At 62.0% G+C, this 26,936-nt stretch carries 21 protein-coding genes and 1 pseudogene; 7 read left to right on the top strand and 15 right to left on the bottom strand.

Going from position 1 to position 26,936, the window contains the following annotated elements; translation table 11 throughout:
* Positions 1–8 precede the first annotated feature (8 nt).
* The 7 genes from Q7J44_RS18675 to edd form a co-directional block, all read right to left on the bottom strand.
* A complete protein-coding gene (locus tag Q7J44_RS18675; RefSeq protein WP_304882507.1) occupies positions 9–842 on the bottom strand; it encodes a carbohydrate ABC transporter permease in 834 nt (277 codons plus the stop codon).
* Positions 835–1,743 (bottom strand): carbohydrate ABC transporter permease, encoded by a 909-nt coding sequence (locus Q7J44_RS18670; RefSeq protein ID WP_304882505.1) that lies wholly within the window; start codon positions 1,741–1,743, stop codon positions 835–837. The genes Q7J44_RS18675 and Q7J44_RS18670 overlap by 8 nt, the downstream gene beginning before the upstream one ends.
* Positions 1,744–1,880: 137 nt before the next feature.
* Positions 1,881–3,134 (bottom strand): ABC transporter substrate-binding protein, encoded by a 1,254-nt coding sequence (locus Q7J44_RS18665; RefSeq protein ID WP_304882503.1) that lies wholly within the window; start codon positions 3,132–3,134, stop codon positions 1,881–1,883.
* Positions 3,135–3,355: 221 nt separating this feature from the next.
* Positions 3,356–4,750 (bottom strand): ATP-binding protein, encoded by a 1,395-nt coding sequence (locus Q7J44_RS18660; protein WP_304882501.1) that lies wholly within the window; start codon positions 4,748–4,750, stop codon positions 3,356–3,358.
* 43 nt (positions 4,751–4,793) lie between these two features.
* Positions 4,794–5,522 carry a response regulator gene (locus Q7J44_RS18655; RefSeq protein WP_304882499.1) on the bottom strand — a complete coding sequence of 243 codons (729 nt, stop codon included), beginning with the start codon at positions 5,520–5,522 and terminating at the stop codon, positions 4,794–4,796.
* Between the two features lie 126 nt (positions 5,523–5,648).
* The gene (locus Q7J44_RS18650; protein WP_304882497.1) at positions 5,649–6,617 is read right to left on the bottom strand and encodes a glucokinase; all 969 of its coding nucleotides are present in this window, start codon (positions 6,615–6,617) and stop codon (positions 5,649–5,651) included.
* Complete coding sequence (gene edd / locus Q7J44_RS18645) at positions 6,614–8,440, bottom strand: phosphogluconate dehydratase (RefSeq protein WP_304882495.1); 1,827 nt, start codon at positions 8,438–8,440, stop codon at positions 6,614–6,616. Before edd ends, Q7J44_RS18650 begins: the two co-directional genes overlap by 4 nt.
* A 134-nt stretch (positions 8,441–8,574) precedes the next feature.
* Here edd and gap point away from each other — a divergent pair, with 134 nt between their 5' ends.
* From gap to Q7J44_RS18630, 3 genes are all read left to right on the top strand, one after another.
* The gene (gene gap / locus Q7J44_RS18640) at positions 8,575–9,576 is read left to right on the top strand and encodes a type I glyceraldehyde-3-phosphate dehydrogenase (protein ID WP_304882493.1); all 1,002 of its coding nucleotides are present in this window, start codon (positions 8,575–8,577) and stop codon (positions 9,574–9,576) included.
* A 238-nt stretch (positions 9,577–9,814) separates the two neighbouring features.
* Positions 9,815–10,279 (top strand): methylglyoxal synthase, encoded by a 465-nt coding sequence (locus Q7J44_RS18635; RefSeq protein ID WP_304882491.1) that lies wholly within the window; start codon positions 9,815–9,817, stop codon positions 10,277–10,279.
* A 507-nt stretch (positions 10,280–10,786) separates the two neighbouring features.
* Positions 10,787–12,424 carry a methyl-accepting chemotaxis protein gene (locus Q7J44_RS18630; protein ID WP_304882489.1) on the top strand — a complete coding sequence of 546 codons (1,638 nt, stop codon included), beginning with the start codon at positions 10,787–10,789 and terminating at the stop codon, positions 12,422–12,424.
* Between the two features lie 41 nt (positions 12,425–12,465).
* Here Q7J44_RS18630 and arfB read toward each other — a convergent pair whose 3' ends face one another.
* Complete coding sequence (arfB, locus tag Q7J44_RS18625; RefSeq protein WP_304882488.1) at positions 12,466–12,879, bottom strand: alternative ribosome rescue aminoacyl-tRNA hydrolase ArfB; 414 nt, start codon at positions 12,877–12,879, stop codon at positions 12,466–12,468.
* Positions 12,880–13,265: 386 nt separating this feature from the next.
* Here arfB and Q7J44_RS18620 point away from each other — a divergent pair, with 386 nt between their 5' ends.
* The 3 genes from Q7J44_RS18620 (at position 13,266) to Q7J44_RS18610 (ending at position 16,913) form a co-directional block, all read left to right on the top strand.
* Positions 13,266–13,784: an oxidoreductase gene (locus Q7J44_RS18620; RefSeq protein WP_304882486.1), complete on the top strand. Its 519-nt coding sequence runs from the start codon at positions 13,266–13,268 to the stop codon at positions 13,782–13,784.
* A 6-nt stretch (positions 13,785–13,790) separates the two neighbouring features.
* On the top strand, positions 13,791–15,707 hold the full coding sequence (locus tag Q7J44_RS18615) for a bifunctional diguanylate cyclase/phosphodiesterase (protein WP_304882484.1): 1,917 nt from the start codon (positions 13,791–13,793) through the stop codon (positions 15,705–15,707).
* A gap of 117 nt (positions 15,708–15,824) precedes the next feature.
* Entirely contained in the window at positions 15,825–16,913 is a 1,089-nt protein-coding gene (locus tag Q7J44_RS18610) for a metal-dependent hydrolase (protein WP_304882482.1), read from the top strand.
* 112 nt (positions 16,914–17,025) lie between these two features.
* Here the strand turns inward: Q7J44_RS18610 and Q7J44_RS18605 are convergent, their stop codons facing one another.
* Both Q7J44_RS18605 and Q7J44_RS18600 read right to left on the bottom strand, forming a co-directional pair.
* On the bottom strand, positions 17,026–17,331 hold the full coding sequence (locus Q7J44_RS18605; RefSeq protein ID WP_304882480.1) for a hypothetical protein: 306 nt from the start codon (positions 17,329–17,331) through the stop codon (positions 17,026–17,028).
* Entirely contained in the window at positions 17,312–18,208 is an 897-nt protein-coding gene (locus Q7J44_RS18600; protein ID WP_304882478.1) for a LysR substrate-binding domain-containing protein, read from the bottom strand. Before Q7J44_RS18600 ends, Q7J44_RS18605 begins: the two co-directional genes overlap by 20 nt.
* Before the next feature lie 101 nt (positions 18,209–18,309).
* Here Q7J44_RS18600 and Q7J44_RS18595 point away from each other — a divergent pair, with 101 nt between their 5' ends.
* The gene (locus Q7J44_RS18595; protein WP_304882476.1) at positions 18,310–19,518 is read left to right on the top strand and encodes an MFS transporter; all 1,209 of its coding nucleotides are present in this window, start codon (positions 18,310–18,312) and stop codon (positions 19,516–19,518) included.
* A gap of 21 nt (positions 19,519–19,539) precedes the next feature.
* On the opposite strand, the pseudogene Q7J44_RS23355 reads toward Q7J44_RS18595, so the two are convergent.
* From Q7J44_RS23355 to maiA, 5 genes and pseudogenes are all read right to left on the bottom strand, one after another.
* Positions 19,540–19,644, bottom strand: a pseudogene (locus Q7J44_RS23355) (aminoacyl-tRNA hydrolase); the annotation flags it as partial.
* Positions 19,645–19,736: 92 nt separating this feature from the next.
* Complete coding sequence (locus tag Q7J44_RS18590) at positions 19,737–21,659, bottom strand: methyl-accepting chemotaxis protein (RefSeq protein WP_304882475.1); 1,923 nt, start codon at positions 21,657–21,659, stop codon at positions 19,737–19,739.
* Between the two features lie 629 nt (positions 21,660–22,288).
* Entirely contained in the window at positions 22,289–24,304 is a 2,016-nt protein-coding gene (locus tag Q7J44_RS18585) for a methyl-accepting chemotaxis protein (protein ID WP_304882473.1), read from the bottom strand.
* 310 nt (positions 24,305–24,614) lie between these two features.
* A complete protein-coding gene (locus Q7J44_RS18580; RefSeq protein WP_304882471.1) occupies positions 24,615–26,075 on the bottom strand; it encodes a sodium-dependent transporter in 1,461 nt (486 codons plus the stop codon).
* Positions 26,076–26,201: 126 nt separating this feature from the next.
* On the bottom strand, positions 26,202–26,852 hold the full coding sequence (maiA, locus tag Q7J44_RS18575) for a maleylacetoacetate isomerase (RefSeq protein ID WP_304882469.1): 651 nt from the start codon (positions 26,850–26,852) through the stop codon (positions 26,202–26,204).
* Between the last annotated feature and the right edge of the window lie 84 nt (positions 26,853–26,936).

The raw sequence follows: 26,936 nt of genomic DNA, 5'->3' as shown, positions 1-26,936 counted from the left end.
TCGTTCTCCTAACCTTTGACTGCGCCGGCTGTGAGCCCACGCAGGAAGTACTTACCGGCCAGCACATAGACCACCAGGGTCGGTAGCCCGGCGATCATCGCTGCGGCCATGTCGACGTTGTATTCCTTGGCCCCGGTGCTGGTGTTGACCAGGTTGTTCAGGGCCACGGTGATCGGCTGGGTATCGCCGCTGGCGAACACCACACCGAACAGGAAGTCGTTCCAGATCTGGGTGAACTGCCAGATCAGGCAGACCATGATGATCGGGGTCGACATGGGCAGCAGGATGCGTCCGAAGATGGTGAAGAAGCCTGCACCATCGAGCCGCGCCGCCCGTACCAGGGCCTCCGGAATGCTCACGTAGTAGTTGCGAAAGAACAGCGTGGTGAAGGCCATGCCGTAGACCACATGGATCAGCACCAGACCGCTGGTGGTGTTGGCCAGGCCGAGCTGACCGATGGTGAAGGACGCCGGCAGCAGCACCACCTGGAACGGCAGGAAACAGCCGAATAACAGCAGACCGAAGAACAGCTGCGAGCCGCGAAAGCGCCACATGGCCAGCACATAACCGTTCAGCGCGCCGATCACGGTGGAGATCAGCACCGCTGGAATGGTGATCTTCACCGAATTCCAGAAGTAGCCGCCGACCCCGTCCCAGGCCTTCAGCCAGCCGATGGCGGTGAACACCTCGGGCCAGGACAACAGGTTGCCGGTACGGATATCTTCCGGGCTCTTGAAGCTGGTCAACAGCATGATCACCAGCGGGACCAGGTAGACCGCGCAGGCGGCCAGCAAGGTGGCGTAGATCGCCACGCGGCTCAGGCTAAAAGCGGGCTTAGTCATGACGCTTGCCTCGCAACTCGGAGTACAGGTAAGGCACCAGGATCGCCAGCACCGCACCGAGCATGAGGATCGCACTGGCGGCGCCGAGGCCCATCTGGCCGCGGGTAAAGGTGTGGGCGTACATGAACATCGCCGGGAGATCAGAGGCGTAACCGGGGCCGCCAGCGGTCATCGAGGCGACCAGGTCGAAGCTCTTGATCGCGATGTGCGAGAGGATCATCAGGGCACTGAAGAACACCGGCCCCAGGCTCGGCAAAACGATGCGCAAGTAGATGTTCGGCAGGCTGGCGCCATCGACCTGGGCGGCGCGGATGATCGACTGATCGACACCCCTCAAGCCGGCGAGGAACAGCGCCATGACGAAGCCGGAAGACTGCCAGACCGCGGCGATCACCAGGCAGTAGACCACCCGATCAGGGTCCACCAGCCAGTCGAAACGAAAGCCTTCCCAGCCCCAGTCGCGGAGCATCTTGTCAATGCCCAGGCCGGGATTGAGCAGCCACTTCCAGGCGGTGCCGGTGACGATCATCGACAGCGCCATGGGATAGAGAAAAATAGTGCGAATAAAGCCTTCGCGGCGAATCCGCTGATCCAGCAGCACCGCCAACAGCACGCCGATCACCAGACTGATGCCGATGAACAGGCCGCCAAAGAGCAACAGATTCTGGCTCGCCACCCACCAGCGGTCGTTGTCCCACAGGCGTGCGTACTGCTGCAGGCCAACCCAGGAATAGCTGGGCATAAAGCGCGAACTGGTGAACGAAAGAGCAAAGGTCCAGAGGATGTAGCCATAGAAACCGACCAGCACGACCAGCATCGTCGGTGCCAGCACCAGCTTGGGCAGCCAGCGTTGCAGCGCATCCAATGGTGAAGCTTTGGTGAAAACTGCGATTGAACTCATGGAATGACTCCGTTGCGTGTTGCGCCACAAAAATCCGGCACGGCCGATCCCGTGGCGCGCGCCGGAGGGCATGGGCCAGGGATAAGCAGGTCAAACGTAGTGGGTTAGCCGCCGGCGTACCGGCGGCCGGGCTGGCTTTACTGCACGGCGCGGATGGCTGCAGCCAACTGCTGGGCAGCCTTCTGCGGATCGGCCTTGGTGCTATTGAAGAAGTTGGTCACCACATCGAACACCGCGCCCTGCACATAGCTGGAGGCGGCCATGCCGTGGGCCAGGCTCGGCTGCAGACCACCATTGGCGGCGGCTTCCTTGAAGTCGATCATGGACTTCTGCGCGCAGGCATCGAAGCTGCTCATGTCCTGATCCATACGCACCGGAATCGAGCCTTTATTCTGGTTGAAGAACTGCTGGAACTCCGGTTCCATCACGGTGCGCGCCAGGTCTTCCTGGGCCTTGCGGTTGTCCGCATTGCTCAGCTTGAACATGGCCAGCGAATCGATGTTGTAGGCGAAGCTGCCCTGGGTGCCGGGGAACGGCAGGCACTCATAGTCGCTGCCGGCAACCTTGCCGGCAGCGGTCCATTCGCTTTTGGCCCAGTCGCCCATGATCTGCATGCCGGCCTTGCCATTGATGACCATGGCGGTGGCGCTGTTCCAGTCACGTCCGGCGGCATTGGCATCGACATAACCGCGCAGTTTCTGCAGGGCGGCGAATACCTCGACCATCTTGGCACCGGTCAACACCGACTCGTCCAGGTCGACGAAGGCCTTGTGAAAGTCATCCGGACCCAGTACCGCCAGGGCCAGGTCTTCGAATACGGTACTGTCCTGCCAAGGCTGACCACCGTGGGCCAGAGGCATGAAGCCGGCGGCTTTGAGCTTTTCCGCGGCGGTGAAGAATTCATCGAGGGTGGTTGGCGGCGTGGCGCCGGCCTTGGCAAATACCTCGGGGTTGATCCACAGCCAGTTGACCCGGTGCACGTTGACCGGTACCGCCACGTAGTCGCCACCGAACTGCATCGTCTCGATCACCTGAGATGGCAACAGCTCATTCCAGCCGTTCTGCTCGGCCACCTGATTAAGGTCGGCAAGCAGGCCCAGCTCGCCCCATTCCTGGATGTCCGGGCCCTTGATCTGCGCCGCGGCAGGCGGATTACCAGAGACGGCACGGGTCTTCAGCACGGTCATGGCCGCTTCACCACCACCACCGGCGACGGCGAAGTCCTTCCAGGTGTGGCCCTGGTCTTCGACCAGTTTTTGCAGGGTATCGGCGGCGCGTTTTTCGCCACCGGAGGTCCACCAGTGCAGCACTTCGACTTCGCCGGCAAGGGCGGTCAGCGGCATCAGGGCGGCGAGGGAAACAGCGGTGGACAGGCGAGAAATCGCATTCATATGAGCAGGTTCCTTTCTTGTTGTTATTCACCGGCAAGTCTGGTGCTTGCGCTGTGGTTGAGTCTAAACAGGGTCGGCGCCGCTGCGGGTAACGAAGGGATGCGCAAAGGTCACCGGCTGGTTACAAAGCAGGAGCACCGTAGGGTGTGCGAAGCCGCCTAGGCCGTGCGCACCATTGCCCCGGGCATCCCTATATAAGCGGAGCGCACAGCCTACGGCGATCAACGCGGCAAACTCAGGGTCACCCGCAAGCCGCCCTCACGCAGGTTGCGCAGGCTCACCTCACCGCCGTGACTGTGGGCGATGTTGCGCGCGATGCCCAGGCCCAGGCCGTAGCCTTGCTGCTGTCCGGCCAGGCGGAAATGTGGCTCGAACACCTGTTCCAGGCGCTGTTCGGGCACGCCCGGGCCCTCGTCGTCGACATGCAGGACAAAAGCCTGGCCATCGTCCGCGATGTGCAGGTGGGCGTTCTGCCCGTACTTCAGCGCGTTGTCCACCAGGTTGCCGATGCAGCGCTTGAGCGCCAGGGGTTTGCCGGGATAAGCCGCGCATGCCTGGCCATCCAGGGTCACCCGACCATTACCGGCCGGCGCCAGGTAGGGCTCGATTACGCAGTTAAGTAACTGATTAAGGTCGACCGGCTCGATATTTTCATGGATGTCGGTGTCCTTGACGCACTGCAAGGCGCCTTTGACCAGCATCTCCAGCTCATCCAGGTCACGGCCGAACTTGGCCTGCACGGCTTCGTCGTCAAGCAACTCGACACGCAAACGCAGGCGAGTAATGGGCGTGCGCAGGTCATGGGAAATGGCACTGAACAGCTGGCTGCGCTCGCGCAGGTAACGACCGATGCGTTCGCGCATGGCGTTGAACGCGCGACTGACCTCGACCACCTCGCTGCCGCCCGCCTCGGCCAGCGGCTCGACCTCGCTGCCCAGCGACATTTCCCGCGCCGCCAGCGCCAGGCGCTTGAGCGGACGGCTCTGCCAGTGCACCAGAATGCCGATGAACAGCAGCAAAAAACTGCTGGTGAGGATGATGAACCACAGCTGCTGTGCCGGCAGCCCCTGCTGTTCCAGGCCGACATAGGGTTCGGGCATCAAGGAGGCGAGGTACAGCCATTCGCCCGGGGCGATCTGAATCTGGGTCACCAGCACCGGCGGGTTGAGTGGCTCCAGACTCAGGGCGTAATGCGCCCAGGAGCGCGGTAGCTCGTCCAGTTTCAATGCGCTATTGAAGATGCGCAGATCATCCGGGCTGACGAACTGCACCAGCAGATCCAGATCATTGCCCAGACGCTCGCGCAGGGTCGCATCGACCGCATTCAACACCGCGCGCTTGCGCGGGGTTTCCGGCAACACCTGCATGCTCAAGGGGCTGTCATTAAGCGAGACGAAGAAGCGCGTACCGCCCATATTGCGCAGTTGATCGAGCACCATGGGCCGGTAGCCCAGCGGTAACGAGCGGAAGTAGCCGACGCTGGCGGCCATCGACTGGGCCAGGCTGCGCGAACTGGTGAGCAGGCCCTCCATCTGACTGGCGCGCAACTGCGACACCCAGATCACGCTGGACAAGGCCTGGGCCAGCAACACCACCAGCAGGGTCAGCAGCAGCATGCGCCCGAGCAGCGAGCGTGGCAGCGACAACCACTTGCGCAGGCTAGACATGGTTATGCGGCGCGACCGTCGCGGCCAGCTGGTAACCGCTGCCGCGCACGGTGCGGATCAGCCGCGCCGGCTTGCCGGTATCGCGCAGGCGCTGGCGCAAACGGCTGACCGCCATGTCGACGATGCGCTCCAGCGGCATCACCTCGCGCCCGCGGGTGGCGTTGCCGATGGTGTCGCGGTCGAGGATCTGCTGCGGGTGATCGAGAAACAGCTTGAGCAGGGCGAAGTCGGCACCGGAGAGGATCACCTCCTCGCCATCGGTATGGAACAGGCGGTGGCTGACCATGTCCAGGCGCCAGTCGTCGAAAGCCAGCACCTCGCTGCCACGCTCCTGGGTGAAATGCGCACGGCGCAGCAGCGCCTTGATCCGCGCCAGCAACTCACGCGGGCTGAACGGCTTGCCCAGGTAGTCGTCGGCGCCCAGTTCCAAGCCGATGACCCGATCGGTCTCATCCGAGCTGGCGGTGAGCATGATGATCGGCACCTGGGCAAAACGCTGATGCTCGCGCACCCAGCGACACAGGCTGAAACCATCCTCATCGGGCAGCATCACATCGAGAATCACCAGGTCGGCCGACTCGGCGCACAGCCCTTGGCGAAAGCCCGCGCCATCACCGACGGTACGCACCTGAAAACCGGCACGGCTCAGGTAGGTGTGCAGCAGTTCGCGAATTTCCTGGTCATCGTCGACCAGCAGAATCGATTTACCGGGCTGGCTCACAGCGGGCCTTCCTCATTGTTGTAGGGTGCGCCGTGCGCACCAGATCATAGGGCGAACATGCCGCAGGCTTGTCCGCCATTCCGGCGGGCAACGGTGGAAAAGTCCGAGCGATGGGTATCGCTACGCTCACCCCATCCTACGGCAATGCTCTTGCTGCAAAGCCACGCCCGCGCCCATCAACCCCGGGTATTCGGCGGTCACCAACCACACCGGGATGCCGGCAAAGTAATCACTCATGCAGCCTTTGTCACTGAAGCTTTTGGCAAACCCGCTGGCCAGAAAGAATTCGGCAAAGCGCGGCACCACGCCGCCGACGATATACACCCCGCCGCGCGCACCCAGGCTCAGCACGTTATTACCGGCGGCGCGCCCCAGCCAACAGCAGAACTGCTCCAGCACCGCCAGCGCCACTGCATCGCCGGCCAGCGCCGCCGCCGTGACCTCAGCCGGCGAACTCAAACGCAGCGCGTGCCCATCCAGGGCGCAGATGGCCTGGTAGAGCAACAGCAAGCCGCTGCCGCTGAGGACATCTTCGGCCCGTACATGACCAAGTTGCTTGTACAGTTGCTGCCACAATTGGGCCTCGCGCGGGCTGCCGATCGGCAAATCGACATGCCCGCCCTCGCCGGGTAAAGCCAGCCAGCTGCCGTCGGCCAGGGCCAGCAGCGTGCCGACGCCAAGACCGGTGCCTGGCCCGATCACCACGCAGGGGCGCTCCGGCTCGGGCGAACCGGGACAAACCTGTAGACGCTCATCGTCGCGCAGCCGGGTCATGCCCAAAGCCATGGCGGAAAAATCGTTGACCAGCAGCAACTCGTGCACCTGCAGCTCGCGGCAAAAAGCCGTACGGCTGATGCGCCAGTGGTTGTTGGTGAAGCGAAACAGGTCGCCACTGACCGGCCCGGCACACGCCAGGCATACCGAAGCCACTGCACCCAGCGGCAGACCCAGCCCGCCCAGGTAGGCGAGGATCGCCGCCTCTGGCCCCGGAAAATCAGCAGTGGCCAGCACCCGCACCGACTCCAGCTGGTCGTCGCGCCACAGCGCAAAACGCGCATTGGTGCCGCCGATATCACCGACCAGAGCTAGCTTCACGTCAGCGATTCCAGGCTAGTTGTAAAGGCACTGGCGCCCTGCTCTGCCGAACTGAAGGACTGACGCATAAAGGCGAACAGCTCGCGGCCGCAGCCCACGGCATTGTCCAGAGTACCGACCGCCGGCTCCCGCGCGGCCAACTCGTCGGCGTCGACCAGCAACTGCAATTCACCGGCGTGGCCGTCGAGGCGGATCAGATCACCGTCGCGCACCAGCGCCAGCGGCCCGCCGCCGAAGGCTTCGGGGCAGACATGAATGGCCGCGGGAATCTTGCCCGAGGCGCCGGACATGCGCCCGTCGGTGACCAGCGCCACCTTGAAGCCACGATCCTGCAGCACGCCCAGAAACGGGGTCATCTTGTGCAGCTCCGGCATGCCGTTGCTGCGCGGCCCCTGAAAGCGCATCACCGCAACAAAGTCGCGCTCCAGTTCGCCGGCGGCGAAGGCATCGGCCAGCTGCTGCTGATCCTCGAACACCAACGCCGGCGCCTCGACCACCTGATGCTCCGGAGCCACGGCAGAGACTTTCATCACCCCACGACCGAGGTTGCCCTGCATCAGACGCAGGCCGCCCTCGGCAGAGAACGGATTGGCCACTGGGCGCAGCACACTTTCGTCGTGGCTCTTGCTCGGGCCATCGCGCCAGACCAGCTGACCGTCCTCGAGGAAGGGCTCGCGGGTGTAACGGCTCAGACCATGACCGGCCACGGTGTTGACGTTCTCGTGCAGCAACCCGGCATCGAGCAGTTCGCGAATCAGGAAGGCCATGCCACCAGCGGCCTGGAAATGGTTGATGTCGTCTTTGCCGTTGGGATAGACGTGGGCCAGGGTCGGCGTCACGGCCGACAGATCGGCCATGTCCTGCCAAGTCAGCTGGATCCCCGCCGCGCGGGCGATGGCGGGCATGTGCAGGGTGTGATTGGTCGAACCGCCGGTGGCGCTCAGGGCGACGATGGAATTGACCAGGCAACGTTCGTCGACGATCTCGCCGAGCGGCATGAACTGCCCGCTCTGCTTGGTCAGGCGGGTGACCTGTTGCGCCGCCTCATGGGTCAGGGCATCGCGCAGCGGCGTGCTGGGGTTGATGAAAGACGCACCCGGCAGGTGCAGGCCCATCACCTCCATAAGCAGTTGATTGGTGTTGGCGGTGCCATAGAAGGTACAGGTGCCGGGGCTGTGATAGGCAGCCATCTCGGCCTCCAGCAGCTCGTCGCGCGTCGCCTTGCCCTCGGCATAGCGCTGACGCACGTCGGCCTTGTCCTTGTTCGACAGCCCGGAGGGCATGGGCCCTGCCGGTACGAACAGGCTCGGCAGATGACCGAAACGCAGGGCGCCCATCATCAGGCCGGGGACGATCTTGTCGCAGATCCCTAAGTACAGCGCGGCATCGAACATGTTGTGCGACAGCGCCACGGCGGTGGCCATGGCGATCACCTCGCGGCTGGCAATGCCCAGTTCCATGCCCGGCTCGCCCTGGGTCACGCCATCGCACATGGCCGGCACGCCACCGGCGAACTGGCCGACCGAACCAATATCACGCAGGGCCTGCTTGATTCGCTCGGGATAGTCCTGGTAGGGCTGGTGGGCCGAGAGCATGTCGTTATAAGCAGAAATAATCGCCACGTTGGCCGCATTCATCAGGCGCAGGGCCTGCTTGTCTTCGCTGCCGCAGCCGGCCACGCCGTGGGCAAAATTGGCACATTGCAGCTTGCCGCGCTGCGGGCCTTCACTGGCTGCCGCGCGAATCATCGCCAAATAGGGCTCACGCGTTGCGCGGCTGCGGGCGATCAGGCGGTCGGTTACCTCAATTACGCGGGGATGCATGTGATTGACTCCAGGCTGGCGGGTGGCAATATTTTGTACTTAATACAAAAATACTGCCACTGAAAACACTTGATTTCTATGCTTACGAGCATAATCTTGTAATTCCAACAACAAAATAGGCCGGAGCCTCTTCCATGACTATCCGCATCGCAATCAACGGTTTTGGCCGCATCGGCCGCAATGTGCTTCGCGCGCTCTATAGCCAAGATTACCGCCAACAGCTGCAGGTGGTCGCCATCAATGATCTGGGCGACAGCGCGATGAATGCCCACCTGCTCAAGTACGACAGCGTGCACGGGATCTTCGACGGCAACGTCGACAGCGATGGCGAAAGTCTCACCGTCAACGGTGATCGTATCGCCGTCAGCGCCATTCGCAACCCGGCCGACCTGCCGTGGCTGGCACACAAGGTCGACGTAGTCTTCGAATGCACCGGGCTGTTTACCGAGCGCAGCAAGGCCGCCGCCCACCTCGCTGCCGGCGCACGCAAGGTGATCATCTCGGCACCAGCCAAGGGCGCCGACGCCACCATCGTCTTCGGCGTCAATCACGACAGTCTGCGCCAGTCCATGCAGATAATCTCCAACGCCTCCTGCACCACCAACTGCCTGGCCCCGGTGGCCCAGGTGCTGCAGCGCGAACTGGGCATCGAACACGGTCTGATGACCACCATCCATGCCTACACCAACGACCAGAACCTCTCCGACGTCTACCACAGCGACCCCTACCGCGCCCGCTCGGCCACCCAGTCGATGATCCCGACCCAAACCGGCGCCGCCGAAGCCGTAGGCCTGGTGCTACCGGAACTGGCCGGCAAGCTGACCGGCATGGCCGTACGGGTGCCGGTGATCAATGTCTCGCTGGTCGACCTGACCCTGCAGGTCAAGCGCGACACCAGCGCGGAGGAAATCAACGCCCTGCTCCTGGCCGCCAGCCTCACCTCGCCGGTATTGGGCTACAACAACCTGCCGCTGGTGTCCTGCGACTTCAACCACAACCCGCTGTCGTCGATCTTCGACGCCAACCACACCAAGGTCAGCGGCAGGCTGGTGAAAGTCATGGCCTGGTACGACAACGAATGGGGCTTCTCCAACCGCATGCTGGATACCTGCCTGGCGCTGCATAACGCGGCTTGAAGGCGATTGTGAGCGGCACCTCTATCAGTGTAGGAGCCAGCTTGCTGGCGATTCGTTTGATCTACAAAGATCGCCAGCAAGGACTAGGCGTCCCCCTGGCTCCTACCAAGCTCATCATTACTGCAATTGCGTAGCCCGGATGCGATCCGCGACAGCATTTCCGCGGATTGCATCCAGGCTACCAGGCATGCCGAGTCCGACCGATTACCCGCTCAGCTAGCGGGACCAGGAACCCATCATGAGCCGCATCAGCTTTACCACCGCTACCCTGCCCGAGCGCAAGCGCATAGCCCTGGTCGCCCACGACCACTGCAAGGAATTTCTCCTCGACTGGAGCGAGCGCCAGCGCGACAAGCTGGCCAGACACCACCTGCTGGCCACCGGCACCACCGGCCTGCTGCTCGGCCGGCGCCTCAAGCTGCCGATCGAAAGCATGATCAGCGGCCCGCTCGGCGGCGACCAGCAACTGGGCGCGCGGATTGCCGAGCGACGGGTCGACATGCTGGTGTTCTTCTGGGATCCCTTCGAGCAGCAGCCCCATGACCCGGATATCAAGGCACTGCTGCGCGTGGCCGCGGTATGGAACATCCCGGTGGCCTGCAACGAAAGCAGCGCCGACTATATGCTCAGCAGCGCACTACTGGATCAGGCCCACGACTACCGCATTCCCGACTACAGCGCCTACCTCGCCGCCCGCAGCTAGTTGGCAGGATCGACAAGCTGGCGCCTCACGCAGTCGAGTGAGTGACGCCAGCACGGCGCTGCGCTAACAGACCGCATAAATTATCCGCTGAGACCGCACGTCGCCTCCCCCGCCCCACGGCCAGCTCTGACATCGCGCTCACTGCCAGGCACTGCCCCCTCATTCGATCCAGCCCACCATACGGCAGCACGGCCTCTCGATGCGTACAACTTTTGCACCAGCATGATCAGCGCCGAACAGAGGCGCGTGCGCCCGCCGCCAGGCGTCCCTACTGAACAGTAGAAATCCGCCACAGACCAGCAGAAACACTGCAAAAGCCATCCACGCCAGACAACGACAGCCACTCACACAACACCTGAGCTGCCAATTAAATGGCGCCATATAAAGCTATACAAATAATATTTCTTGTATAGGATGCGCACAACAAATGCACAGACCTGCTCATCCGGCTGCCGCAGCCTTACCTAGCGCTAAAAACCCGAAAAACCTAACGACAGGGCTCATCCCATGCACGCACCATTGACCATTGCCCAACGCCTCGGCTTGGGGTTTGGCCTGATTCTCTCGCTGATGCTGCTCATCACACTAATTGGCGTGCAGCGCGTGAGCTTCATCGACGCCACCCTGACGACAGTCAGTGAGGAGGCAGCGGTCAAGCAGCGTCATGCCATCAACTTCCGCGGCAGCGTGCATGACCGCGCCATCGCCATCCGCGACGCCGTTCTTGTCGACAGCGATCAAGAACTGAGCAGCATTCTGCGCGACATTGAGCGCCTGAACAGCTTCTACCAGGATTCAGCCAAAACAATGGACAGCCTGTTCGCCGAACAGCGTCCGACCGCGATCGAGCAGAACCTACTGAGCGGCATCAAGGATATCGAACGCAGCACTCTGGCCCTCACTACCACGCTGATCGCCGAGCGCCGGCAAGGCGACATCGCGGGCGCTCAAGCTTTCCTGATGCGCGAAGTATCGCCGGCCTATAGCGAGTGGCTGAAACGGATCAATGCCTTCATTGACCATGAAGAAAACATCATCAGTCAAGACATCGAGGCCGTGCGCGCGGCAGCCGGGGGTTTCCGGCTGCTGATCCTGCTGGTCACCGCGGCGGCAATCGTGCTCAGTCTCCTGGTGTCGAGCATGATCATCCGCAAGCTGAAAGCCACCCTCGGCGCCGAGCCCTATGAAGTGGCAAACACCATCCAGCGACTGGCCCGTGGCGAACTCAATCAGCGCATCGAAACAAACTATCCGGACAGCGTGATGGGTGCCGTACAGGACATGATCAAGCACCTGTCCGAGACCATCACCCAGGTGCGCTCGGCGGCGGGCGAATTGACCCTTTCGTCCAGCCAGTTGCTGACAACCTCGGCCGACAACAACCAGCAACTGCGCCTGCAGTCCAGTGAAGCCGAGCACATGGCAACAGCCATCAAGCAGATGGCCGCTACCGTGAATGAGGTGGCCGGTTATGCCTCAAGTGCAGCGTCGGCTACACGCAATGCCGACAGCGAGGTGGCTACCGGCAACCGCGTGGTCGGCGAAACCGCCAGCGCCATCCACAACCTGGCGAAGATCCTCGAAAGCGCCGCCGAAAGCGTGCTGCAGGTTTCCCAGGATAGCGAGAACATCGAGAAAATCATTGGCGTGATCACCGCTATTGCCGAACAGACCAACCTGCTGGCCCTGAACGCCGCTATCGAAGCCGCGCGGGCCGGCGAGCACGGCCGCGGTTTTGCAGTGGTGGCCGATGAGGTACGGTCGCTGGCGACCCGCACCCAGGAGTCCACCCGGGAAATTCGCGGCATGATCGGCAAGCTCCAGGAAGGTGCCGGCAAGGCCGCCGAGGTCATGCGCAGCAGCCGTCAGCTGGCCCAGCAAACCGTCGAACAGACCGGCCTGGCGGAAACCGCGCTAAGCAAGATTCGCCATGAAGTCGGCGCGATCAACGACATGAATGCGCAGATCGCCAGCGCCTCGGAAGAACAAAGCGCGGTCGCCGAAGAGGTCAACCAGAACATCAACCGGATCCACAACGCCACCCTGGAAACCTCGGCCGGGTCCGAGCAAGTGGCCACTGCCAGCCGCGAACTGGCGACCCTGGCCAAGCACCTGACCGAGAAAGTCAGCTTCTTCAAAGTCTGAGCGGTACTGAAACCACGCGACTGAGGCTAGCTCGGCATGCCTCAAAAATCGACCTTGCCACGTCCCGCCTTGATCGTCCCGCGCTTGGTCTTGCCCTCCAGGCGGCGCTTCTTCGAGCCCATGGTTGGCTTGGTCGGGCGCCGGGCTTTTTCGGTCTTGCCGGCATTGCGGATCAATTCGGCTAGCCGCTCCAGTGCATCGGCGCGGTTCTGTTCCTGGGTTCGGTATTGCTGGGCCTTGATAATAACCACACCGCCAGCGGTAATACGGCTGTCGCGCAACGCCAGCAGACGCTCCTTGTAAAACGCGGGCAAGGATGACGCCTGGATATCGAAGCGCAGATGCATCGCGCTGGAGACCTTGTTGACGTTCTGCCCACCGGCGCCCTGGGCGCGGATAGCGGTCAACTCGATTTCAGCGTCGGGCAAGTGGACGCTGTTGGAAATAACCAGCATGAAAAGACGCTTCGGCAAAAAGGGCCGTCAGGATATACCAAGCACGCCTGAAGGTAGCCTCGCTATTCCGCTCGACGCCTCACGACTTCTCAGCACGCGGGAAGACATGCAGGCCAGCAGATTCGCTGCCCGGCTCATCGGCCTGCGCTCACCCTTATAGGCAACCCCGTTAATCACTGCGCTCTACGCAAAAGCTGATCAGCAATTGCCCGATAAACCGAGGCGTCAGAGGTAAATAAAGACAAATAAAGGCATAATGCCACTACGCGAATTGGATACCCATGCAAGACCTGTACGTTGCGCAATACTGCCAACTAGAGAAACATCAACCACCAGCGTGCAGGCGACAACCAGCCTCACACACCAATAAAAAGTGGTCTACCTCTATGCCATCACTGCTCAAGCGCCTTATCCCGTTGCTGCTGCCTGTTTGCCTGGTAAGCCCTAGCGTCAATGCTGCCGACGACTGGCAAGCGCTCCCGGCAAACCCAATAATTCTGACCGTGGCCGGTGAACTGGGATGCTGCCCACAGGGACAAGCCCTGTTCGACTTGCAGCGCCTCGATGCACTGCCCCAGGTCGAGGTGAATACCCAGACGCCCTGGACCGAGCAGGTAGACAGTTACCAAGGCGTTCGGCTCAGCGTTCTGCTCGACGAGCTCAAGGCCCAGGGCCAGCGCATCGACGCCACTGCTCTCAACGACTACAGCATGCTGTTGAACCTGCAGGTCGCGAGCAAGTATCCGGTGATTCTGGCAACGCGCAAGAACGGCAAGATTATGAGCGTGCGCGACAAAGGTCCTATCTGGGTTATCTACCCGCTGAACGACTTCCCTGAACTGCGCAAGGAGGAGCATCACCAGGCGATGGTCTGGCAGCTCAAGTCACTGAACATTGCCCGGTAAGCGCCGATGCGTCGCATACGCTACCTGTTCCTGCTGCTGATCACCCTGGGCTTCGCTGGTGGTATCGCCACGTCGCTGGTCAACAACCAGCGCAACTCGCAAATGACCTCGGCACACATCCAGCTTTCCGCCTGGTCGCTGGCCCAGCTGGAATTCGAATACCTGCGCTTCGTCAACACGCTGCAACTGTTCCAGGCTGGAGGCACCAGTCAGGAAAAACTGCAATTGCATTACGACCTGCTCTGGAGCCGCCTCGAGACCTTTCTCTCCGGCGAAGAAAATAGCACCATCCGCCAACGCTTCAATGCTGCCGAGATGGTCGCAAAGTTGTTCAGCCAACTGCGCAGCGATGAAGCGCTTATTTTCAGTCCCACCTTGCAAGCTGGCGCGCCGATCGTGCAGGCCATCGAACGCTACAACCTGTACCTGACGCCCATTCGCCAGGTGATCATCAGCAACTTCACCGGCCCGGAAGCAGCGCGGATTATCGACGAGATACACCACAACCAACGCCTCAGCCACCTACTCTTGCTCGGCCTGCTGTTCTGTGGCGGCGGGCTGATCCTGATGTTCTATCTGGAGTCGCGGCAGAATCGTTTCTTGGCCCGCAACGACCCCTTGACTTGCCTGCCCAACCGCAACAGTTTTCAAGCGCTACAAAACGACACCAAGGCAGCAGACTGCTGCGCCTTGGCGGTGATCGAGCTGAGTAATTTCCGATCAGTCAATGAATGCATCAGCCACGAGGCCGGTGATCGCCTGTTACAGCGCATCGGTGAAACCCTCAACCGGCTGAAACCGCAAGGCAGCTTCATTGCCCGGGTGGCCGGTGACGAGTTCGTCATGATATTTCCTCAGGACTTCCCTGAAGAGCTGGTGATCAGCACCCTGAGTAGCCTCACCTACACGTTGAGCTTCGACTTTCAAAGCGACAAGCACCTGTTTCAAGTGGGCTCACGTATTGGCCTGAGCTTCAACCCAGACCACAGTTCCAGCCTGCAGAAGCTGTACCACTTCGCCACCCTGGCTGCGCGTGAACTGCGCGCGGGCAAGCACAAGGGCCTGGAAGTATTCAATGAAGAGATCAGCAACCGTTATCTGCGCAGTCAGAACCTGCTCGACGACCTCAAGCGGGCAATGGCGCAAACAGCGTCATCGGGCCTGAGCCTTCACTATCAACCGATTGTCGGCCTGAGCAAAACCAGTATCGGGGTTGAAGCCTTGCTGCGCTGGCAACACCCGACCCTTGGCTATATCTCGCCGCTGGAAGTGGTCGAGTTGGCGGAGAACAATCAACTGGGACAAGCACTCGGTGAGTGGATTCTGCAGCGGCTCAAGCAGGATTTGCTCCGCTTGCCGCAAGGCCTGCGCGAAACACTGTATTTTTCGGTGAACCTCTCTCCTGCGCAGTTTACCGCCAGCCTGCCCGACCAAATTGAGCAATGGCTGACCGAGGCCCCGATCCGCGCCAACCAGCTAGTCCTGGAAATGACCGAGTCGATATCCGTAGCCAACTTCAACGAGGGCAGCAGCATCCTGCACAAGCTCAATGAGCAAGGCATCGCGGTAGCACTGGATGACTTCGGCACCGGTTACTCGTCGTTGTCCTACCTGCGCGAACTACGCGTACAACGGATAAAAATCGATAAGTCATTCATTAAGGGCATTAGCCATGACCAACAACTGCAGCGTGTGGTACGCAGTATCGTCGAGCTTTGTCACACCTTCAGGTTCACGGTGACCGGCGAAGGCATCGAGGATGAAAACGATGCCCAGCAAGTCATCGACCTGGGCTGCGATCACGCCCAAGGCTATTGGTACGGCAAACCCATGCCCGTGCCGGCATTGATTACCTGGCACGCTGACTTTCTCACCCGGCCCGCCCTGAAAAAACGCCTGCCGCTGCACCACTTGCAAGGCTAACGCGGGTAACAGCGGGCCAAATACCCCCTGGCAAAATCGTTGCCTGGGATTTCCGAGCAACAGCCGCAACGCGTGTGGATGTAATCTAAGCGTCCAGAAAAAACGGACAATCAACCGATGGACTCGATTACCCAGGCAGTGCTCGGCGCCAGCATCCAGGGCGCACTGCTCGGCCGCTGGCAGGGCCGTAAGGCTCTGCTATACGGCGCCATGCTCGGCACCCTGCCCGATCTTGATGTGATTATTGATTACGGCGATGCAGTGGCGAACATGACCCAGCATCGCGGTTTCAGTCATTCGCTGTTCGTTCTCTTCGGCGTGGCGCTGCTGCTGACCTGGCTGGTGCGCCGTGTTTACCCGCACCAGGGCTATTCAACGCAACGCCTGTTCGCCACTGTGGCCCTGATACTCCTCACCCATCCACTACTGGATAGCTTTACCAGCTACGGCACCCAGTTGTTCTGGCCGCTAATGCCGACGCCAACTGCCTGGTCGAGCATCTTCATCATCGACCCGCTGTACACAGTGCCACTGCTGATCGCCGTACTGCTGGGGCTGGCCTTCGGCCTGCGCGACAAGATGGCCAAAGCGCCGCTGATTGCACTGGCGCTGTCGACCCTGTACCTGGGCTCGACCCTGGCCGGTAAATCCATGGCCGAGCAACGTGTCGAGGCGCAACTGGCGCGCCAGGGTATCCAGGCCGAGGCACTGTTCAGCACCCCGACGCCACTCAACAGCCTGCTCTGGCGGGTGATCGTGCTGGATGGCGAGGACTACCATGAAACGCTGGTCGGCTGGCTCGACCCGCAACCGCCGCGACTCACCCGCCTGTCGCGCGGCACTGAACTGGCCGAGGTACTCGCGGACTCGGCCGCGCACCAGCGCCTGGCCTGGTTCACCGATGGCGTGCTGCGCTACGACCAGATCGGCGAGCATCTGGTGGTCACCGACATACGCCTGGGCATGACCGGCGTGCACCCGTTCCGCTTCGACTTTGCCCGCAAGCAGAACGGCGAATGGCAGATTCATGAGCAGATCGATCGCTGGCCGTCGCCGCTCACCGACCTGCAGCATTTGCAGGTGCTGTGGCGGCGCATCTGGCAGCCGGATCTGCAGGTGCCCCTGGCAGCCTGGGCCAGCGAACTGGGAAAGCCCCAACTCAGCGCCGCCCGGCAGGCCTGCGCCGCTGGGCACGATGACTGCTGACGATGCAGCGCAATCTGGAGCCGGGATCAACAAGACTCTGAACCCTGAAGACCACTCCCGGATTGCGCCAGACCCTTGATTTACCTCAGGTACGGAACTGCGCGACCACGTCTTACAACTCGACACCCAGACGCGCCAGTTCAGCGCTGGGGGCGGCAGTTTGCTCGCTGGCAGTGGCGCTCTGCTCGCGGATCCTTCGCACCCGGGTAACGCTTTCGCTGATGATTTCAGCCAAGGCACTCTGCTCCTCGGCTGCAGCGGCGACCTGCTGCAACTGAACCAGTAACGCAGTAACTGCTGCCAGACTGTCATGCAGCCGCTCGGCACGCTCGGTGCCTTGCTCGGCAGCACCATTACGCTCCAGTCGCGCGCCTGGAGAAATGCCATATGCACAGCAGCTAACTGGCAGGGTCGACAAGCTGGTTGCCCAGGTAATCGAGAAAGCAACTGATGCGCGAGGCCAGCGCGGTGTTGCGGTAGTACACCGCGTGAATCGGCTGCCGCACCTCGACTGTTTCACGCAGCAGCAGTTGCACCAGCCCACCGCTGGCGCGGTCGGCAGCGGTCATAAAGTCCGACAGGCAAACGATCCCCACACCGGTCAACGCCAGTTGGCGCAAGGTCTCGCCGCTGGAGGCGCTAAGGCTCGGGGTGATGCTGTAGGCATCGCCCAAAGCATGGCGCAGCGGCCACTGGTTAAGGCTATCAGGCTGGGTAAAGCCGAGCAGGCTATGCCGGCTCAGGTCCTCGACGCTTTTCGGCATGCCATGAGCCTTGAGGTAGGCCGGGCTGGCGAGAATGCGCAGGCGATTGCTGCCCAGCGGCCGCGCATGCAGGGTGGAATCGCGCAGCGGGCCGATGCGGATGGCGATATCGGTGCGCTGCTCCAGCAGGTCGATAATCTGGTCGCTACTGTGCAGCTCCAGCTGAATCTCCGGGTACTGCGCACGAAACCCCGCCACCAGCGGCACCACCGCATGCAGCATAAAGGGTGCGGCAGCATTTACCCGCAAACGCCCGGCGGGCTTCTGCCGGCGCACTTTTATCTGCTCTTCAGCACTTTCCACCGCATCGAGAATCTTGCGCGCCTGGACCAGAAAGGCCTGGCCCTCCTCGGTCAGCTCCAGACGGCGCGTGGTGCGGCGCAACAGGGTGACATCGAGCTTTTCTTCCAGCCGGCTCAGGGCGCGACTCACACCGGACGCCGTCTGCGTCAGTTGTTGGGCAGCGGCGCTGATCGAACCGCAGTCCACCACGCTGACAAAGGCCAGTAGTTCATCGAGGGTCGTTTTCATTCATGCATTTTAGTCAAATATCTTGTGCCGAAAACCCTATTTTTCTGCATGAGTGTTCCGGTGAGACTGCGCGCCACACAACCCTCTGCGGAGTTTCCCCTATGCCCATCGCCCTACTGGCGCTCACCCTCAGCGCTTTCGCCATCGGCACCACCGAGTTCGTGATCGTCGGCTTGCTGCCCACCATCGCCGCTGACCTGGGTGTCAGCCTGCCCTCTGCCGGCCTGTTGGTCAGTCTCTATGCCCTCGGTGTGGCTATCGGCGCGCCACTGCTTACCGCCCTCACCGGCAAGGTACCGCGCAAGTCACTGCTACTCGGCCTGATGGTGCTGTTTACCGCCGGCAACCTGCTGGCCTGGCAAGCACCCGGCTATGAATCACTGGTGATTGCGCGGATCGTCACCGGCCTGGCTCATGGGGTGTTCTTCTCCATCGGCTCGACCATCGCCACCAGTCTGGTCCCGAAAGAAAAAGCCGCCAGCGCGATTGCCATTATGTTCACCGGCCTGACCGTGGCCCTGGTCACTGGCGTGCCGTTGGGCACCTTTATCGGTCAGCATTTTGGCTGGCGCGAAACTTTCCTCGCGGTGTCCGCCCTGGGGGTAATCGCCTTTGTCGGCAAAAGGCTGTACGTGCCGAAGAACATTCAACACAACAAACCGGCCTCGGTACTTCAGCAACTGCAAGTGCTCAAACAACCACGCCTGCTGCTGGTGTACGCGATGACCGCCATCGGCTACGGCGGCACCTTCATTGCCTTCACCTTCCTTGCGCCGATCCTGCAGGACCTGGCCGGTTTCAGCGCTGGCAGCGTCAGCCTGGTGCTGCTGGTGTATGGCGTGTCTGTGGCCTTCGGCAATATCTGGGGCGGCAAACTGGCAGATAAACATGGGCCGATCAGCGCACTGAAAATCATCTTCCTGCTGCTCGCCGCTGTGCTGTTTATGCTCACCTTTACCGCCCACAACCCATGGCTCGCGCTGCTGACCGTGCTGCTCTGGGGCGCGGTGGCCTTCGGTAACGTGCCGGGCCTGCAGGTGTATGTGGTGCGCCAGGCCGAACATCACACACCGCACGCTGTGGATGTCGCGTCGGGCCTGAATATCGCTGCCTTCAACCTCGGCATCGCTGGCGGCGCCTGGGGTGGTGGGCTGATCGTTACCCATCTGGGACTGATCCATACCGCCTGGATCGGCGGCCTGGTAGTGCTGGTGGCCTACGCCCTGACCGTCTGGAGTGGTCATCTGGATCGCAAAAACCCACTGCCGCAACCGAGCAGCGGTAGCGCCACATTGGTCGCCGGCCACTGAGCCCGTTCGGCGCTTAAAAGGTCGCAACGCCAGCAGCCGCTCCCTGGAGAACGGCGGTAAGCTGGACGCCTGGATGTCGAAGCGCAGATGTACCGCACTGGACACCTTATTGACGCTTTGCTCGCCCGGGTTGCCAAGCGCCTATGGGCTTAAGCGCCGATGGCCTGACCCAAATACCGCAGGCCGTGACTGGCTGCCACGACCTGCAGGCTTGCGCGTTAAACGCGGAAGCGGCTAACCAGCATTTGCAGTTGATTGCCCAAGCGCGCCAGCTCTGCACTCGAAGCGGCGGTCTCGTCACTGGCAGTGGCGGTTTGCTCGGAAATGTCGCGCACGCTGATGATGCTGCGGCTAATTTCCTCGGCCACCGCACTCTGCTCCTCGGCAGCAGCGGCGATCTGCTGGTTCATCGACTGGATGTTGGACACCGCATGGGTGATGTTGCCCAACGAGTCGCCCGCCTTGCGCGTCAGTTCGACGCTGCTGTCGGTGAGGCTGCAGCTGTTGCGCATCGCTGCCGCCACCTGCTTGGTACCGTTCTGCAGACCGGCGATCAGTGCTTCGATTTCCTCGGTGGATTTCTGCGTGCGCTGGGCCAGGCCGCGCACCTCGTCGGCGACCACGGCAAAACCGCGCCCGGCCTCGCCTGCGCGCGCGGCCTCAATGGCGGCATTGAGCGCCAGCAGATTGGTCTGCTCGGCCACCGCGTTGATCACGTCCATCACGCTGCCGATCTTGTTGCTTTCTTGCTGTAGCCCATTCATGGCCTCGCTGGAACGGCTGACCTCGGCGGCCAAACGCTCGATCTGAGCGATCACCTCGCCCACTACCTTGTCGCCCAGGCGCGCCTGGCCGTCCGCCTCGTTGGCGGCCTGCGAGGCTTGTTCGGCGTTGCGCGCCACTTCCTGCACGGTGGCCGACATCTCATGCATGGCGGTGGCCACCTGGTCAGTCTCGCTTTTCTGGCGGTTGGCGCCGGCACTGGTCTGCTCGGTCACGGCAGACAGCTCCTCGGCGGCACTGGCGATCTGCCCCACGCCATCTCGGATACCGCCAATCAACTCACGCAGGGTCGCGGCCATATGCTGGATACCTTGCTGCAACTGGCCCATCTCATCGCGACGGTCGACCTGCACACTGGCAGTCAGGTCACCCTCGGCAATGCGCTGCACCGCGCTCAGGGTGTCCTGCAGCGGACGGGTGATCTGCCGGGTAATAACCCAGGCGGCCAGCACGCCAAAGAGCATCGCCAGCAGTGTGGCGCCGATCTGCAAGCTACGCGCCTGGGCGCTCTCGATGGCCAGGCGGTCCATCTGGAACTGGTACAGCGTCTCGCTGATACGCACGATCTCACCCTGCTGCACGGTCATTTCCTGACGGGTGCGCGCAATGTCGCCAGTGGCCAGCTTGAACGCCTGCAGCGTCTTCTGGTACTGACCCAATGCCGTTGCGATGCGGCGTACCACATCCTGCTGAGCGACGCCGAAGGCTTGCTCCAACGGGCCGAGACTGGCGTGGGCGGCGGCGATGCGCTCAACCAGCGCCTGCTCGGTTTGCGCATCTGGGGCGCTGTCGTAACGTTCAAGCAGGTAGCGCAGGCGCAGCAGCTCGCCTTGGGTGCGGGTTAGCGCCTGCAACTGGGCAAAACGGTCGCCGTCGTACTCCGGCAACAACTCCACACTGCGCTCCATGGCGCCCAGCAACTCGCCGAGTTGTTGCGTCTCGCCGGCTACCTCGCGCCGTGCAGCATCAGTAGCCGCATAGGCGGCGCGCATGCCACCGAGCGAGCGCTGGTAATCCTGGTTATAGCGATCCTGCTCCTGCAGCAGCTTGACGTTGACCGGATTGGTGAAACTGCCGAGCAACTTCTTCTGCTGCTGCAAATAGATATCGAGGTTGCTCAGTACGCGATCGCTGCTCGCTGCATCGCCCTTGGCCAGCATGAACTGCAGGCGGGCAATGCGCAGATTGGTCAGGGTGGTGTTGAGCTGGGTGATATCGCTCATCCAGGTACTGCGCTGGATAAGGCTACCCAGACCGGACCAGGCGACCCATGCCAGGGCGAGAGTCAGGGCCAGCACCAGGCCGAAGCCGAGGGCCAGCTTACGGGTGACACTAAGGTTGGCAAACCAGGTGTTCATGAAAATTCTCCAGCTGTGACTAAGACAGGCCGTTCAGGTTTCGCTGGAGAATTATTGTTGTTGAAGCCAGCACAAGGGCTGTGCTGACGCTCTAACGCGGGGTTGCGGCACAAAATTGGTATGCGTGCCCGTAACAATCCACAAACAGTTTGTCGCCGGCATTGGGCTGGGCTCGCGCCGGTTCCGCATTTTTACGGCGCGACGGCTGGCTGGTTCCGACGCTGAATGCGCTTCAACTCACCGAGTGGCGCAGCTGCTCCAGAGCACTGGCCCAGGCAGCTACCCGCTCACCGCCACCGTCGAGACTGAAAGCGATATACAGCAACGCGCGATAGGCGTCTGCCGCAGCATACCGGGGGCAATGTTCAACGGGTGGCCGCAGTAAGCCACCCACGCACCGGTGTCAGCGATGATGATCCCGGTGCGCCCGGCCAGCAGCATAAGCTTGAGCTACTGACTCGCGGCGGCACTTCGCCCAGCGCCTGCCGATGGGCCGCAGCTACCTCTAACGCCGGCAGCTGTTTTGGTCGCACCTGGCAACCCGAAATTCAGGTGCCGTTACTGGCCTGGGCCAATGAACTGCGTAAAGCGCAGCTGGCCAGCAGCGGCGTGCAATAACAGCGCTCTGATCAGCTGCGGAACTGCGCCACCAGCCCCTGCAGCTCAACGCCTAAACGCGCCAGCTCGGCACTGGACGCCGCAGTCTGCTGACTGGCGCTGGCGCTTTGCTCGCCGATATCGCGTACCCGCGTCACGCTTTCGCTGATGGTTTCCGCCACTGCGCTCTGCTCTTCGGCGGCGGCGGCGATCTGCTGATTCATCTGCTCGATGGTGCTCACCGCCTGGGTGATACGGCCCAGGGCGGCGCCGGCTTCGCCCGCCAGGGTGACGGTGCGCTGAGTCAGGCTACGGCTGCTGTCCATTTTTTCCACTGCGCCCTTGGCCAGGCGTTGCAGGCTGGCGATCAGCCCTTCGATTTCTTCGGTGGACTCCTGCGCGCGCTTGGCCAAGGCGCGCACTTCATCGGCCACCACGGCAAAACCCCGGCCCTGCTCGCCAGCCCGTGCGGCTTCGATGGCGGCGTTCAGCGCGAGCAGATTGGTCTGCTCGGCGACGTTGCGAATCACCTCCAGCACGCCGCCAATCCGTGCGCTTTCCTGATTCAACGCGGCAATCGCTTCGGCGGACTCTTGCACCTCGGTGGCCAGATGGCCTATCTGGCTGACCGCCTGCTGCACCACCTGATTGCCTTGCTGCGCCTCCTGATCGGCGGCGCGAGCAGCCAAAGAAGCCTGTTCGGCGTTCTGCGCCACTTCCTGCACAGTGGCGGCCATCTGATGCATGGCAGTAGCGGTCTGTTCGGTTTCCTGACGCTGGCTTTGCACCCCGGCGCTGGTCTGCGCGGTGATCGCCGACAACTGCTCGGCGGCGGCGGCAATCTGGCTGACGCCCCCGCCAATTCGCCCGACCAGAGTGCGCAGACTCACACTCATCACCTGCATGGCCGCCATCAACTGGCCCGGCTCGTCACGTCGATCCTGCGGCAGGTCGTGGGTCAGGTCGCCAGCAGCGATGCGCTGGGCAAACACCACGGTCTGCTGCAGGGGCGCAACGATCAGACGGGAAATAATCAACGCCGCCAGCATACCCAGAACCACGGCGGCAATACCCATGGCGCCGAGCAACAGCATGGCCTGACGGCTGTCAGCGACCATGGCCCGCTCTTCCTGGACTTTGGCTTCCTCCACTAGGGCCAGCGCGGCCTGGGCACGTTCAACCATCGCGGCTTCGCTCTGCTGGCTCTGCTCGCGTACCTGCTGATAATTGGTAAAGGCCTGCTGATACAGGGTCAGGGCCTTCAAGGCAGTTTCGATAGCGCCTTTCTGGTCGTCATCCAGCCAGACCATCAAGCTGCGCGCCACGGTTTGCAGGTCATCGTTGATATAGGTCCACTCTTCCAGGGCTTCGGCCGAGCCATCGATGATGAACTGGCTTTCATGGCCGCGCAGATCGAGCATGCGCTTGCTCAGGCCCGAGGCGGTTTCCGCCAGCGTCAGCGGGTCACTGCCGCGCAGCTTGTCACCTTCCAGGCGCAGCTCACGCACTGCGTCGTACATGTCCAGTTCAATCACATCAAACTGATCACGCGCCTCACCGGCCGCCTCACGCATCTGCGTACGCGCCGCACGGGCATTACCCTGCTGCCCGACAAAGCTGTCGAACTGGCGGCGGTAGTCGTCGATGGCCTGCTGCATGCTTTTCAGGCGCGCCTGATCAGCGCCGGACGCCAGTGCCAACTGCTGGGCAACTGCGGCGCCGACCCGGTCCAGCTGCTCATGCACCTGGGCGGCGGCTTCGCTGGTCTGTCGCAGGGCAAAATCACGCTCGGCGCGGCGCGCCTGCAGCACCTGGGCATCGATTGCCGACAGGCCACTGGTGCTGGCATGCCCGTCCAGCACGGCTTGCACCGCCAGAAAGCCACTGCCGGTAACAGCCACCGTGAGCAACAGCACCAGGCCGAAGCCACACATAAGCTTTTTACCGACAGACAGATCGGCGAGCAGGCGGGCGGCAGAAGAGGACATAAGAACGGCTCCGTATTTATTATCGAGCGCAGCAAGGCTGCACGATGGCGGCCCAGACAAGCACATGAACGACTGATGGCAGTTTAGCCTCGCGTTGTTGCAACCCTTGCGCCAGAGGCCTGCGCCGGCCCAGGTAAAAGCGCCAAGGCCTGCGCCAGAGCGGCTGGCGGTTGCTCAGCGTGATGAAGCCAAAACCCGAATGCTGCGGATAACCCGGTTTATCGGCAAGTTTCCGCTGATCCTTTATCGCGAATGGCGAATTATCGCCAAAAAGTCCGCGCCAAGGTTATGGCGGCCAATCTGTAAGTAACAAAAAGGGCGCACGGCTTTCGCCTGTGCGCCCCTCTCACTGCCACTTAGTTTGCCGCGATTAACGCCCAACGAGTACCGGCAACACACGTGGTCGCAGCACCTCACCACATACCGTAAGCAGACCGATGGCCCCGACGATCCAGTACCACTCGGTAACCGGGTCGAAGCCGAGCCAACCGAGCGCGTGCAGGAACACCACCATGATCAGCACCGGACTGACGTAGCGCACCATGAACAACCAGAGGGCATAGCCCAGCGGCGGCAGGTTCAGCTCGTCGCGCATGATTTCGTCGCGCAGCGCATAGCCCGCCAGGCAGACCAGGAAAATCCCGCCCAGGGGCATCATCCAGCGCGATGTCAGGTAATCCAGCCAGTCGAAGAAGTTCTTGCCCAGCGGCGTCCAGCCGGCCATCAGGTTGAACGAGAGCATGGCCAACAGGCTGATCACCAGCAGCGCGCCGCCGGCCAGGGCCGCGGATTTCATCCGACTGATGCCGTGCTTCTCGTTCAGGTAGGCCACCGTAGCTTCGATCATGGAAATCGCTGAGGTCAGCGCGGCGATCGACACCATGGCAAAGAACAACACCCCGAACGCGGTGCCGAACGGCATCTGCTGGAAGGCCAGCGGCAGGCTCATGAAAATCAAACCTGGCCCTGCTCCCGGACTCATGCCGTTGGCAAAGATGATCGGGAAAATCGCCAGACCGGCGAGCAGCGCGACGCTGGTGTCGCACAAGGCGACGACGAAGGTGGTACGGGCAATCGACTGGCCATCGGGGATATAAGAGCCGTAGGTGAGAATCGCCCCGGACGCCAGGCTGAGGGTGAAGAAGGCATGCCCCAACGCGGCGAGCAGGGCCTCGCCGGTGATCTTCGAGGCGTCGAAGCTGAACAGGAAATCGAAGCCGGCGCTGAAGCCGCCACTGGTAAAGGCATAGCCCACCAGCACCAGCAGCATTACGGCCAGGCCAGGCATCATCCAGCGCACCGCATTCTCAATGCCCTGCTGCACCCCCTTGGCTACAATCGCCAGAGTCAACAGCGCCACCAACACGCTCCAGCCGCCGAGCTGCCAGGGGTTGGCGTTATGCGCCTGGAACACCCCGCCGAGCGCCTCGACACTGGTGGCAGCCAGAGAACCGTCGAGCATTTTCACCGTGTAGGCAAAGGCCCAGCCGGCCACCACCACGTAGAAACACAGGATCATAAAACCGGCCAGCATGGCCATGCCGCCCACCGCCTTCCACAGTGGATTGCCGCTGCTCTCGCGCACCACCCGGCCGATGGCGTCGATCGGGCTGCCACGCCCACGACGGCCGATAGCGATCTCGGTCATCATCACCGGAATACCAATCGCCAGAATGCAGGCCAGGTACATCAATACAAACGCACCACCGCCGTATTCGCCGGTGATGTAGGGGAATTTCCAGATATTGCCCAGGCCCACGGCGGAGCCGGTTGCAGCGAGGATAAAGCCCCAGCGCGAGAGCCAGAGGTTCTTCGGTTTTTCACGGATCATGCGTCACCTGCTTGTTTTTATCTGTGACGAAATAGAACCCGCCGCGCTTGTGGCGCGGCGGAATGAGCAGGCCTGGATAAAAGCCGGGTTTCGCCAGACCCTCGCAGCAACAAGCGCGGCGCGAGGTTACTGGGCGTCGGGTTGCACCTCAGGCGCCGCCTGTTGGAAGGCATCCAGAGATTCACAACGCGCCGCAATGGCGAGAATGCGCGGGTACGCATCGAGGTCACAGTTAAAACGGCGGGCATTATACAGCTGCGGGATCAGGCACGCTTCCAGATATCCGGGCCGTTCGCCGAGCGACAGCCGATCATTGAAGACCGCCAACCCGGCTTCGACTGCGACCAGGCCCTTGTGCGTCCAATGCCGATACCAGGCGTCTTTCCCTGGCTCGCTGACCCCCAACTCGCCGGTCAGATATTGCAGCACCCGCAGGTTATTCAGCGGGTGGATATCGCAAGCGATATGCAGAGCCAGGGCACGCACCTGGGCGCGTTTGGCAGGGTCGCTGGGCAACAGCGCGGGTAGCGGAAACACGTCGTCGAGGTATTCGAGAATCGCCAGCGATTGGGCGATACGCACCCCGCCATTGCCTTCGTCCACCAGCAGCGGCAGCAATTGCTGCGGATTAAGCGCCTGGTACTCGGCCGCATGCTGCTGGCCGCCATCCTTGAGCAGATGCACCGGCACCTGTTGATAGGCCAGGCCCTTGAGATTAAGGGCAATACGCACCCGATAGGCGGCGCTGGAGCGCCAGTAGGAATATAGAGTCAGCATGCAAGCTCCTTTGGCGACGTAACCAAGAGCGAAACGTAGGATGGATTGAGCGCAGCGATACCCATCACTGCACCCGATGGGTAT

Source organism: Pseudotabrizicola sp., from assembly GCF_030656345.1.
In the GTDB taxonomy this organism is placed as follows: Bacteria; Pseudomonadota; Alphaproteobacteria; order Rhodobacterales; family Rhodobacteraceae; genus Pseudotabrizicola.
This window is presented reverse-complemented; position numbering and strand designations above follow the sequence as displayed.